Source organism: Komagataeibacter rhaeticus (genome assembly GCF_003207855.1).
GTDB classification, from domain to species: domain Bacteria; phylum Pseudomonadota; class Alphaproteobacteria; order Acetobacterales; family Acetobacteraceae; genus Komagataeibacter; species Komagataeibacter rhaeticus.
This window is the reverse complement of the sequence record NZ_NKTZ01000003.1, coordinates 190,051-203,075: the sequence shown is the minus strand read 5'-3', so window position 1 is coordinate 203,075 and position 13,025 is coordinate 190,051. Positions and strand designations below refer to the sequence as shown.

The 13,025-nt window shown below is 59.4% G+C and carries 8 protein-coding genes; 4 read left to right on the top strand and 4 right to left on the bottom strand.

The features are described from left to right. Positions 1 to 1,432 precede the first annotated feature (1,432 nt). Positions 1,433 to 1,936, top strand: coding sequence for a MucR family transcriptional regulator (locus CFR78_RS05105; RefSeq protein WP_034926348.1), 504 nt, complete (start codon positions 1,433 to 1,435; stop codon positions 1,934 to 1,936). 270 nt (positions 1,937 to 2,206) lie between these two features. On the opposite strand, the gene CFR78_RS05100 is transcribed toward CFR78_RS05105, so the two are convergent. Then, positions 2,207 to 4,201: a M1 family metallopeptidase gene (locus tag CFR78_RS05100; protein WP_034926346.1), complete on the bottom strand. Its 1,995-nt coding sequence runs from the start codon at positions 4,199 to 4,201 to the stop codon at positions 2,207 to 2,209. Positions 4,202 to 4,293: 92 nt separating this feature from the next. Beyond that, on the bottom strand, positions 4,294 to 5,079 hold the full coding sequence (locus CFR78_RS05095; protein ID WP_034926343.1) for a sulfite exporter TauE/SafE family protein: 786 nt from the start codon (positions 5,077 to 5,079) through the stop codon (positions 4,294 to 4,296). A gap of 503 nt (positions 5,080 to 5,582) precedes the next feature. On the opposite strand from CFR78_RS05095, the gene CFR78_RS05090 reads away from it, so the two are divergent. Together CFR78_RS05090 and CFR78_RS05085 are read left to right on the top strand one after the other, a co-directional pair. After that, on the top strand, positions 5,583 to 6,785 hold the full coding sequence (locus CFR78_RS05090; RefSeq protein WP_051671954.1) for a cytochrome-c peroxidase: 1,203 nt from the start codon (positions 5,583 to 5,585) through the stop codon (positions 6,783 to 6,785). Positions 6,786 to 7,186: 401 nt separating this feature from the next. Then, positions 7,187 to 7,369, top strand: coding sequence for a hypothetical protein (locus CFR78_RS05085; protein ID WP_166498071.1), 183 nt, complete (start codon positions 7,187 to 7,189; stop codon positions 7,367 to 7,369). Between the two features lie 29 nt (positions 7,370 to 7,398). On the opposite strand, the gene CFR78_RS05080 is transcribed toward CFR78_RS05085, so the two are convergent. Next, complete coding sequence (locus tag CFR78_RS05080; RefSeq protein ID WP_240471287.1) at positions 7,399 to 7,944, bottom strand: thioredoxin family protein; 546 nt, start codon at positions 7,942 to 7,944, stop codon at positions 7,399 to 7,401. A 257-nt stretch (positions 7,945 to 8,201) separates the two neighbouring features. On the opposite strand from CFR78_RS05080, the gene CFR78_RS05075 reads away from it, so the two are divergent. After that, entirely contained in the window at positions 8,202 to 9,482 is a 1,281-nt protein-coding gene (locus CFR78_RS05075) for an Hsp70 family protein (RefSeq protein WP_110581006.1), read from the top strand. Between the two features lie 229 nt (positions 9,483 to 9,711). Here CFR78_RS05075 and CFR78_RS05070 read toward each other — a convergent pair whose 3' ends face one another. Next, positions 9,712 to 12,114, bottom strand: coding sequence for a TonB-dependent receptor domain-containing protein (locus CFR78_RS05070; RefSeq protein WP_258365941.1), 2,403 nt, complete (start codon positions 12,112 to 12,114; stop codon positions 9,712 to 9,714). Between the last annotated feature and the right edge of the window lie 911 nt (positions 12,115 to 13,025).

The window sequence follows — 13,025 nt, the reverse complement described above, 5'->3', positions numbered from 1 at the left end:
ATTCCTGACACGACCGGTTTTATCCTTTATGCCCCCGGTATCGGGCCTGCCGTATTTGGTATCGCCATGATTGCCATGATTGCCATGATTGCCGTGATTGCCGTGATTGCCGTGATGGCCGGATGGCGCCATCCGGGCCTGCCCGCGTGGTCCGGCCCTTACACGGCCGGAAACGGCGGGGTGACAGTCCATCCAGATCACACGTTGTTGACAGGGAGCCTGGTTCCCGCGGTTGGCCGGCCGGGCCCCGCCTGCTCATGGCCAGATGTCATCACAGGTAGCCGATGGACCTGCCCGCACTGGCCGGATACCAGCCCTGATTTGGACTGTGTTCCTGCTGTTGGCCCGGACCTGCCATGTTACCCCATGCCTGACCCTGTAACCTTATTACACGCGGGTGCGGTCCTGTTTTCTGGCATGGTGGGTGATCAGAAACGGGACCAGTGTTCCGTCTGATATTTAAATATATGTAAAGTATTGCCTGTCAGGAATGTACCGGACGGGACTGGTCGTTCTGGCCGTGTCAGGTCTAGCGTGGTGTTCTTTTATCAGGATCTGTTCCATAATAACCACCCTGAAATCCATCACCGTTATTGACGACTGATTTTTTTAACGGCGGATTGTACAGGGGTATTTTTTTAAATATTTTTACCAGACATGATTTTGCCGTTTACAGGGGTAGCTGGTGAACAGGAATTTTAAATAATCTTCCGGCATGATGGTCATGACTGTTCAGTATAGGGACTGGTCCCTGATGTAATGTAATTGCTGGCATGCATTGGCCGTATTGGTTGCTGTCCCGATCCCCGGTGCGTCCCGTCAGGCGGCAGGATCATGATCCATATGGGGATGGATATGGAAAAGAGCCGCAGACGGGGCATGTATTGCCAGTCATCATATACCTTGGTTTGACAGGGCGGCCTGCGCTTCTGCCACGAAATGGCCGGGGCCGCTGCATCCTGCCCATGGCAGGCGGACAATAGTGCTGGATGCCACAAAATGAACGAAATGTTTTATATTCAATGCAGGCATATCCGATGTGATATCCATGAGTCGTGTTTTATTGCCGGAGCATGAACTGTTGTTGTATCGTAGGCGCGGAGCCTCCGGAACAGTGAAAAATCCTTAATTATATTCAATAAAATCAGTACCAATATCCATTTCTGTTCAATGGTTTTAAACGAAAAATTGCATATAAGGAAAAGGTGCGTTAATGAGCCTGGATATTAGTGTGTATTCGTAACCGCCGTTCACATCCGGCACGGTGGCATGCAACCTGTGTTAGAGAAGATAAGGGTATCGGCTACCTGTAATCGGGATAACGTAAAAATACGGATAAAATGCTTTATTGTGGTTGCATAATAGACTTATGATTATTACTGATAGGGAAGATCTGTCCCATAATGGCAATCGACTGAGGAAAGAACCGAAATTGGATAATAAAGACATTCCGCATACCGAACTGGTATCAATGACGACGGAAATCGTTGCGGCGCATGCCAATCATAATACCGTTGCAATAGACCAGATCCCGCTTCTCGTTGAGACGGTCTATGCTTCGCTCAAGGGACTTGGTGCTGAAAAGGCGGTCGAGCCCGCACCGCTTCAGCCGGCGGTGCCCATCAAGAAGTCGGTGTTCCCCGATTACGTGATCTGCCTTGAAGATGGCAAGAAACTGAAGATGCTCAAGCGTCATCTCCAGACGGCCTATGGCATGACGCCGGAACAGTACCGTGAAAAATGGGGCCTGCCCGCCAATTACCCCATGACGGCACCGAACTATGCAGCCCATCGTTCGTCGCTTGCACAGAAAATTGGCCTGGGCCGCAAGGTCGTGGCCACCCCTGAGCCGGAAGTGGTGGAAGAAGAACCCGCAAAGCCCGCGCGCAAGACCCGCGCACGCCGCAAGAAGGACACGGCCGAACTGGACGTGTAAGACACCTGCGCCTGCATGTAACACGAACACCCAACCCTGCTATGGGTTGGGTGTTTCTTTTTGTAATGATCCCGTATCAGTCAGTGCGGAAAGACCCCGTTACTGCCGGGGGTCTTTCATGAATACCCGCGCCGGGCGGTGGCGGGGGCATGCTGGCCGGTTCTTTCCCCCTGTGTTGCTGCAGGCCGGGGCCATCAGGCTGGCTGTTGTGTGCCAGCCATGTGGTGACGCCGGTGCGTCAGCGGCATGAAAGGGCTGCTGGCCGTATGATCAGGGCATTGTCCTGCTGTTATCGGTCCGGTCTGGTTCGGGCAGGGCATGGTCGGGGTCCAGCGTGGCCTTGAGCACGGCAGGGCCTGCGGGAAAATTCACGGTAATATGGTCGGTCAGATGCCAGCTTTCCGTTGGAATGATCTGGTCCGCATGCGTGCCATCCGCATAATCCAGCCGTAACACCACCGGCAGCATCAGCCGTCCCTTGCTCCGCACGCCCACCTGCATGCCCTGATGGGGGTCGTTATTGATGGCGGACAGATCGGTCAGTGCGTAATCGGGCCACCAGTTCTCGAAATACCAGCCACGCCAGAACCAGCCCAGGTCCTCGCCCGTCTCACTGTTCATGAAGCGGAAGAAATCCGAAGGGGCGGGGTGGCGATATGCCCATACCTGTATATAGCGCCGGAACGCGGCATCGAACCGCTCAGGGCCAAGGATCTGTTCACGCAGGAGCATGAGTCCGTAGGCGCTTTTGAAATAGGAAACGGGATGCCGGTATTTTTCCGGTACCAGTTCCGATGTCAGCATGAGCGGCGGTGCCTGCGGGTCTGTCAGCACCGGTATGATGTCATCAGCCGGCCGGCCGGTCCGGGGTGCGAATTCGGGGTCTTTCTTGGGGGCATATTCCCCATTGTTGAAGTGCTGGGAAGCATAGGCATCGATAAAGGTGTTGAATCCCTCATCCATGAAGGCATTGCGTCGTTCATTGCTGCCCACGATCATGGGAAACCAGTCATGGCCCAGTTCATGGGTGGTAATCCAGAACAGCATGGCATCGCGGTCCTGCCAGCCATCAAAGACAATGCCGGGATATTCCATGCCCGCGCCATGCCCCCCCACGTTGACCGCATTGGGCCACGGATAGGCGTACCACTGGCTGGAGAAATACTCGATCGCATGCTTGACGTATTCGGTCGACCGGTCCCACGCCTGCGCACCCTGGCCTTCACGCGGGTAGACGGACATGGCCAGACGTGGCGTGGGCGGCATGCCCGGTGCGGGCTTCAGTGCGGGCAGATCCATGCGCGCCGCATCCCACATGAAGGCAGGGGAGGCGGCAAAGGAGACATCGCGCGTGTTTTCCATGCGGAAATGCCATGTCTTTTCCCCGTTCCGGGCAACATGGCTGGCGGGGTCGGTCACGTCCTGCGCGGTGCGGATCAGGACCGTCCTGTCGCTGTGTGCCGCCTGCGCCAGACGCGCGCGTTCGGTTGGGGTCAGGACGTCGGCCGGGTTGAGCAGCGCGCCGGACCCCACCACCGTGAAGTTCCAGGGCACGGTGACCGTGTAGTCAAAATCCCCGTAATCCAGATAGAACTCCTGCCCCAGATAGGGCAGCGTATCCCATCCCCTGCGGGCATCGTACACACTCATGCGTGGGTACCACTGGGCGACTTCATAAATATCGCCATCCTTGGCGCTGCTCACGGCGGTACGGCCACCCCATGTGCCGGGAATGGTGTGGTGCCAGCGGATGCGTACCTGCACCTTCTGTCCATGGGGCAGGGGATCGGGCAGCGCAAGCTGCATGCGGGTATCGTTCACGCGCGGCTGTAGCAAGGTTTCATGCCCGTTACGGATAAGGGTGACCTGTTCGATCACCGCGCCATCGGTGGTGTGGGCATGGCGTTCGGGATTGGCGAAGCTTGCGCGTGAACGGGGGCGGTAGATGTTCTGGTCAAGCTGGACCCAGAGTTCATCAAGACTGTCGGGACTGTTGTTGGTGTAGGTAACCGTCTCCTCTCCCGTCAGTCTGTGGGTCAGGGGATCAATCCGGGCATGGATCGTGTAATCCGCCCGGTTCTGCCAGTAATCGGGGCCGGGCATGCCGGAGCCGGAAAAGTAGCGGTCGGGAGCATCGGGCAGCTGCAGTGTATCGAAGACCTGCCGCATCTCCATGGAACCGGCCGGCATGGTGCCCTCTGGTGCCGCATACGCCGTATTGCAGCCCGCCAGACATAGAAGGGCAGCCAGTTTTCGGTACCTCATTCAGGCATCTCCGCTTGTTGCGATGGCGATACGGGACTTTAGCGGGTTGTCCGCAAAGCACCAGTGCCTGTCGCGTGCCGGGCGGCCCCGTGTCAGATTACCTTCAGGCCCACGGTCACAAGAATGGCGGCCAGTATGACGCGCTGCACCCGGTCTGGCACGATGCCGACACACAGGCTGCCCAGGATGATACCGGGAATGGACCCGCACAGCAGCGAGACCAGCAGGTGCATGTCAATATCGCCAATCCACCAGTGCCCCATGCCGGCAATGGCGGTAAGGGGAACAGCATGGGCAATGTCCGAGCCGACCAGGCGGCGGATTTCAAGGCCGGGATACAGAAAAATCAGGGCCGCCATGCCAATCGCCCCCGCCCCGACGGAAGACAGGGTGACCATAACCCCCAGCACACCCCCCAGCAGCGTGGTCAGGCTTCCCGTCATGGCGGGGGACAGCACGCCCGCCTTGCGCCCGGACAGGGCCTGCAGCCGCTGGCGGAACAGGACGCTGGGTGCCGTGATCAGCAGCGCAATGCCAAGCGCGACCGATATGACATGCGTGACCCGTACCGACGGGCTGCCCGCCCAGTGCAGGACGGCTATTGTCAGCATGGTGGCGGGTATGCTGCCCAGGGCCAGACGCCCCACCACACGCCAGTCCACGGCCTGGCTGCGGCCATGGACCAGCGTGCCGACCGTCTTGGTCAGGGCGGCATAGAGCAGGTCGGTCCCGACGGCGGCCTGCGGGTGCACCCGGAACAGCAGGATCAGCAGCGGGGTCATGAGTGACCCGCCCCCCACGCCGGTCATGCCCACAAGGAAGCCGACGCCAAGACCGGACAGGACATAAAGCAGGTTGATCGATTCAAGCAGGGACATGATGGGGCTTCATGGTTCGGGACGCAGGTGGACAGCGCCGCCCGGGTGAGAAGGGTGGTTGTCCGATCAGGGTTGAGCTATATCAAAATTATACAAAAGAAAAAGTATTTTATTTGATGGTCATGGTCGATTTCGTGTGAAATTAAGGCAATCCATATGGGGTTGCGTTAATCATTTCCTCGATTTTTCACGTATTTTTCGTGAAAAAAATAAAATCCTCACATATCCGCATTGAGATGAATGGCACGCTGCCATGCGTTTTTCAGGCAGACCATGCCACAGCTTCAGGCCCGCCCCCGGGACAGGCCGGAACCCGGCGGGGGCCGGGAGGCGGACACCCCGGCCAAGGGGTAATTTTTGACCCAGTTGCGAGAGTATCGTAACATGGCAGGCCAGAGATGCCGCCATCCGGTCAGGAGGCGGCCAGCCCACGGAGTACGGTACGGGTGTTTTTCCTGTCATGCGGCGTGCCGCCCCGTCCTGTCAGACTGCTGGTTGTGGCCATGGGCATCTGGCTGGCCATGCCGCCAGCGGGGCATGCGACCGACGGGGTTGCGCTGTCCCGACCGCAGGCGCGGGCGCGTGCCACGGCCCTGGGCGCATTGGGGCGGGATCTGTTTCATGATCCGCGTCTGTCGGCCTCGGGGCGCATGGCCTGTGCGTCATGCCATGCGGACGGGCATGCCTTTGCCCAGCCCAACGGGCTGTCCGTGCAGGCGGGGGGGCACCGGGCGGTGCCATCGTTGAAATACCTGCAGGATGTGCCGCAGTTTACCGAGCATTTCTTTGATTCCGATGACGAAGCTGATGAAAGCATCGATAACGGCCCCACCGGCGGCCTGACATGGGACGGCCGGGCGGATACGGCACAGGCACAGGCGCGCATTCCGCTGCTGGCCCCTTATGAGATGGCAAATGCCAGCCCGGCCGAAGTGGTCCGCCATGCGCTGGCGGCAGGCTATGGCCCCCGGATTGATGCCCTTCTGCTCACGCCGTCCGGTACGGATGCCCGCTTTGCCCTGCTTGCCGAGGCCCTGGCCACCTATCAGCAGGACGGACGCCTGTTCTACCCCTATACCAGCAAATACGATGCGGTACTGGCGGGCAGGGCACGGCTCAGTCCGCGTGAGGCGCTGGGGCTGCGCCTGTTTGAACAGCCGGACAAGGGCAATTGCGCTTCCTGCCATATCAGCCGGCCCGGGCATGATGGCACGCCCCCGCAGTTTACGGATTATGGGCTGATCGCCCTTGGCGTGCCCCGCAATGACCGGATCGGCCTGAACCGTGATCCCGCCTATTTTGACATGGGCCTGTGCGGCCCCGACCGCACGGACCTTGCCGATCATCCGGAATATTGCGGACTGTTCCGCACGCCCTCGCTGCGTAATGTGGCGACCCGGCGGGTTTTCTTCCATAACGGGGTGATCCATTCCCTGCGTCAGGCGGTCGCGTTCTACGTGCTGCGCGATACCCGGCCGCAGATGTGGTATCCCACCGGGCCGGATGGCAGGGTCCACCCCTATAACGACCTGCCGGTGCGCTACCATGCCAATATCAACATGGACCCACCTTTCGGGCCGCAGCCGGGCAACCGGCCGGTTCTGTCGGATGCGGAAATCGATGCCATTGTCGCCTTCCTGCGTACCCTGAACGACGGATATGCCGCGCCGCCGGCCAGCGGGCGGCGTGATGGTCGTGCGCCCTAATCCGGACGGATGGCTGAAAGATGATAAAGGTGCCCTGCGCACCCATCCCCCGTCCGCCCCAGACCGGGGAGCGTTCACGCAGCCCCGCCCGGCTTATGCCGCCGGTCAGGAGCGGCGGCCCTGCCCGCAAATGTACCGGCACCGCGAAGGCCGTCGTGGCGATGACCAGCGGCGTGGTATCGAGCAGAAATGGCGGCAGCACTCCCGACCCGCTCCGGTGGTCCCGGTGGCAGGGCGGTCACTGCCCGGGCCGTGTCCCTGCCGCGGGCCGGTGTTGTTGTTATACCCTTCAATCTGGCCTACATCAGGCCGCGCGGGGATGATAAAGATTCCATGGGCAGGGGAAAGGCAGGGCAATGTTACAGATAATCCGCCAGATCAATGAGGGTCGGACACTGTTGATGAACGCAGGCGTGTTTGCCTGCGTGGTCGCCATGCTCGGCCTGGCCAATCTGGTCTGCCGCTTCATCCTGCATGCGGACCTGTCCTACCTCATGCCGTGGCTGCTGGGCGGGGCGGTGGTGTATGTATTCGGCCCGCCGCTGGTGCTGTGGCTGTTTACCGGCCGTTCAGCAGGGGAATAAGGCCCGTGCCGGGTGGCGATCTGGCTCCGTCATGGGTGCTGCGCCCATTCATTCATCTGGTCGACCATGGCCTGCCCCGACAGGGTGCGGGCATTGCCCAGCGCAAGGGCCCTGTCCCGGTTCAGCAACTGCCCGGTAGGGGTCAGGACCAGTAGCGCGGGAATGGCGCTGATGGTCACGCCATAGTCACGGGCGATATCGGCGTTGGTGTTGAAGCGCGCGCCCTCGGTCGTGGTTCCCGCCGCGCGATCGACATTGATCGTGACGACAATGAAGGTCTGGCTGACCCAGGCGGCAATGGCGGGTTGTGCCAGTACCCCGGCCAGTATGCGGCAGTCAGGGCACCAGTTGGCGCCAAAGTCCAGCAGCACTTTCTGTCCCGTCTGCCGCGCCTGCCGGAATGCGGTGTCAACGGATTGCCGCGCCCCGTCCGCCGGACCATAGGGATGGGCAACCGGCACGATCGGCCCCGGGCCAAAAGCGGGCGCGGGCTGTGCCGCGCTGGCGGCGTGGCCCATGGCAATGCAGAGTGTGGCCACCAGGGCCGTTTTGTGCAACAGGGCTGGGTAACGCACGGATATGCCTCCCGCATGGTTTTTCATGGCATGCATCCAGAAACGTTCCTGGCTGCGCGGGCATGGATGCCTGTGGCCTCGGTCTGGCCCACAGGCAGGTTATGTGTGGTTTCCCGCAGGGTCAATAAAAATATCAATATAAAAAGTTATATTTATAAATAGCGAATTAAGTCTGTTGTTTATGGTGCCCTTTTGCGTTCCGCCGCATGCGCGATAAAGCAGATGGACAGGGCGCAATGGCGCGATTATGGAGGCGCATGTCTCCTACCCCATCCCCCCGTACCGTGCGGCTTGGCATGGATTTTGGCACGACCAACACGGTTGTGGTCCTGCTTGATGCCCAGGGCAGGCCGCATCCCGCGCGCTTTGCCTTCCCCCATCATGCCGTATCGGAAACCTGCCGCTCGCTCCTGTGCCTGTGGCATGACGCGGAGCAACGCCCCGCCGTGCAGGAAGCCATCGGTGCCGCGGCCATCGATGCCTATCTGGAAGACCCGGCGGAAAGCCGGCTGATCATGTCCATGAAGTCCTACCTGGCGCAGGCATCGTTCCGGCAGACGCGGCTGCTGGGACAGGTCATGACGCTGGAAATGCTCATCGCCCGTTTTCTGGCCTGTCTCATGCGCATGATCGACATCGACCCGGCCACCGTTGTGGCAACGGTTGGCCGCCCCGTGCATTTTGCGGGCGACCGGGCGGATGATGCCCTGGGGGAGGCACGCCTGCGTGCGGGGTTTCAGGCCGCGGGGTTTGGCCAGATCAATGTCGCGCTGGAACCCGAGGCGGCAGGCTGGCACTTCGCCCGGCGGCTGCAGGCCCCTGCCACAGTGCTGGTAGGTGATTTTGGCGGTGGCACGAGCGATTTCTCCATCCTGCGTTTTGATCCCGCCGCGCAGCACCCGGCGCAGCCGCTAGGCTATGCCGGAGTGGGGATTGCGGGGGACCAGTTTGACTACCGCATCATTGACCAGGTCATCGCACCCGCACTGGGACGTAATGGTACCTATCGTGTCATGGGGGGGCAGCCGCTGCCGGTTCCGGCCGAATGGTATGCGCGCCTGGGCCGGTGGCACCGGCTGGCACTGATGCGCACGCCCCAGACCCTGCGCGATATTGCCGATGTGGCCCGCACGGCATCCGAACCGGAAAAGCTTCACGCGCTTATGGACATTATCGATAACCAGCAGGGCCAGGCGCTGTACCGCGCCGTGGGCGCGGCCAAGCGGGAACTGTCCTCTGCCGGGAGTACCGTGCTGGATTACAGGTATCATGACGTGCATATCCACCGCGAGATTACGCGTGCGGAATTCGAGGACTGGATTGCGCCTGACCTGGAGTGTTTCGATGATGCGGTGGAAACGGCGCTGGAACGGGCCGGCCTGCCCGCCAGCGCCATCGACCGCGTGTTCCTGACAGGCGGCACGTCGTTCGTTCCGGCCGTGCGGAACCTGTTTGACCGGCGCTTCGGGGCGGAACGGGTGGACACCGGCAACGAATTCGTATCGGTGGCCGAAGGACTGGCGCTGATGAACGGCTAGCGTGCGCGGTACAACCCGAAGCTGCATCCATCTATGAAAAAAGGGACCGGCGGCGCGCCCGCATGACGCGCCGCCCCCGGTCCCCTGTTATCATGAAAGAATTCCCTGGCAGGGCCAGTTTTACGAAGCCTGCGGGAACGCCGCCTTTAGAAAAGGCGGCGCCCGGATATTCTTATTCCTTCTGCCAGCGCGGCCGGTTACCCAATGTTCCGGTCACGCCGGAGCGGTTTTAGAACTGCGCGGAAACCGAGCCGAAGAACTCACGCGGCGCAGCCACGAACAGGTTGGCGTTGTCATCACCGCTTACGCTGGCCGCGCCATAGACGCCACCGATATAGTTCTTGTTGAACAGGTTGGTAATGCCGAACGTCGCCTTGATGTTCTGGGCAAATCCGACCTTGCCGAAGTTGTAGCTGCCGTTGAGGTTGGAGGTCCAGTACGCGGGGATGTACTCGTCATTGGTATAGGTCATGGCCCGGCGGCTGGTATAGGTCACGTTGAAGTTGAACATGGCCCGGCGCCAGTTGTAGGTCAGGTTCGCCTTGTACATGAACTTGGGGTAGTAGACCTGATGCTTGCCCTTCAGGCTGATGTTCGTGCCACCATCGGAAATGCTGCCTTCGTAGACGGCATTGTTCCAGCTGAAGCTGCTGGAAATTTCCAGCCCTTTGACCGGACGGATCGCGCCCATGACATCGGCGCCATTCATGGTTTCACGCCCGACATTCGCCACGGCACCAAACGTCGCGCCGGTCGAGCCTTCCGTCACGGTTGCAATACGGTTGTAGTAGTCGGTGTGATAGAAATCGACACTGCCGGTAAACAGGTGGGAATTGTAGCGATACCCCACGACATAGTTCCAGGTCCGTTCCGGCTTCAGGCTGTTCTTGTTGGCATTGAACACCGACTGCGCGGAAACGGCGGAGGAGCCAAGCCCGCCCCAGATGGTGCCCGAACTGCTCTGCTGCCCGTAATCATAGGCCCGCATGTTTTCGGCAATGTCGAAATACACTTCATGGTGGTCCCTGAAGTGGTAATCGAAATTGAAGTGCGGCAGGAAGGCATTGGCCGCCGTCATGCTGCCCGATGCGGGATGGCTGTAATACGTGCCCCAGTTGGAATAGAGCGCGGTGTTATCGACCTTCGTGCCGCCATGCGTATCCTGCAGCAGCGAACGGAACCCGGCACTGACCGTCATGCCCGGAATGATGTGATACGTATCTTGCAGGAAGAACTGGAATGTATTGGTGTTGAATGAATCCGAGAACCACGTGGCGGCTTCCGATGACTTGAAGGCCCCCAGAGAGGGATGCGCCGCATCCACGCCATCTTCATACATGCGCATGGGATAGTTGAAGGAATCGTTTTCGTACCAGATGCCGGTCTGGATGTCGTTGTCATGCACCTTGATGTTGAAGCTCTGGGTAAAGCCGATACGGCGCACATCGGGGTGGCCGGATTCAAGCGCCATGTCAACGCCGCTGGTGGGCGAGATCAGGAAGGGATTGGTGCCGTTATAGTCACCGTTGGAGACATGCGCGTAGCCAACCGTCTTGGAGGTCACGTTATGGAACAGCTCGAACTCACCCGTAATGGCGGACAGGTAGTTGCGCTGTGACTGCGTGCCGTCATAGGCGTAGTCACCAATCTCGTCATTGCTCAGGATGCCCTGCAGGTTGGAGGGCACGCCACCATTCTGGGCATAATAGGCATATTCCTTTGCAAGGGCATAGTTGGGCTTGAGGTACGTGGTATCACGCCCCATCTTTTCCCACATGTTCTTGGTCAGGCCCATATAGTTGTACTGGGCAAAATCCGAATAGTCGAAAATCGCGGTAATCTTGCCGCGGTCACCAACCGGCTGTACCAGCTTGAAATTGGCCTGCAGTTCCTGCTGGTCGCCATAACCCTTCCACAGATCCTGATCCGTGCGGGCGAAGGAGGCGTAGAACTTGGTGCCGGTCGAATTCAGCACGCCGCTATCCACGCGCGCAAAGGTGCGGAAGGCGTTGTAGCTGCCGAAGGTCTGGCCAATGCGCCCGCCCGCCTTGTCCTTGGGGTCGGAGGAGGTATAGGTCAGCGCGCCACCCAGCGTCTGGGCCGATGGCGTATCCAGCGCGCCAGCCCCCTGGGACATGGTCATGCCGGACACGTTTTCCTGGATTTCCATCTGGTCGACACTCAGGCCGTTCCAGTTATGGAAACCCTGCCCGCCCATGGGGATGCCATCCAGTGTCGCACCAAGCTGGGACTGGTTGAAGCCGCGTACGTACAGTGTGTTCGCCACCGTATCCAGACCAAATGCATCATCGGATGCAAAGTTGGCCCCCGGTGTGGTCAGCGCCAGGATCTGGTTCGGGCTTGTGCCCTCCACGAAATGATCCATCTGCTCGCGGGTGACCGCCTGCACGGCGTTATGGGTGTGTACGCGGCCCACACTGACCTTCAGGCTTTCGGGTGTTGCCGATGCGGCAACCGGCCCGGTATCCCGGTGGGCCTGCGCCCGGGTGGCGGCGCGGGCATGGCTGGCAGCGGTATTGCCCGCACGGGCGCGGTGCGCCGCAGGTGCGGGCGTGGCATCACCCGTCTGTGCAGCCGCGATCGCGGCAGGCCCGACGGACAGGAGCCACATAAAGGCGGACCCGGCCAGCAGGGGGCGTCGAGCCAGCTGTCGTCTTTGCCGTCGTAGTATATTTGGCATCAGAGGAACTTCCCAATCGCACCTGACTTCATGGAACGTGTAGGCACATTATTGTCCATGCTGTCATATTGTTGATATGCACACTGCGCGGAATGGAAAAATATAAACGCGCTGTTCATCTTTCTCTCTCCCTCGTGGTCGTATCTGCCTGATTATTGACCACTGCAATGTGCCTTCCATTGGGTTTCATTACAGTATCAGAAGGGGAAATATTCAACGCCGAAAAGAAAATGTACCACACGTCGATGTCTGATGTGGTCAAAATGCAACATTTGGTACATATTATTTAAAACCTTACTTTTATGCATTCCAAACTGTGCGGCGCGTTCATGCCGCGTAGCGGAAATCCGCCAATTGGAAGCCTTTTGGTATATTACAAAACATCCATTTATGAATTTAATATTATATCTTTGCGGCTGATCTTGACGAAATATAAATCTAACAGCGCAAAGGATACGCGCAGGAATAAACAGTTCGCGCCATTTGTAATTACAATATATCCGTACGGGTGCGTGGTCGGATGACATAAAAAAAATGCAATGCGCGGAATCCCGACCACAACACGGCATGCAGGCCGCATTTCTGTGCCAGAGCGTGACATGTGGCCCTATTGTCACAGGCCGGACGGGCCGGTCGCGCAGGTTCATTCCGGGTTTCGTCGTATCCGTGCCGGTGGCCTGCCCCCTGTTCGTCCTTCCATTCCGCCATATGGCGGCCGCGTCCATTACTGGGGCGGGGAACAGGTTTTATTTTTAATTATGTGAAGTTTGGCATGGGCGGAACCTTCATGCCTCTGAATACGGGCGGAAACGTTACGCTATGGCTTGCAAACCCGGGGTTTC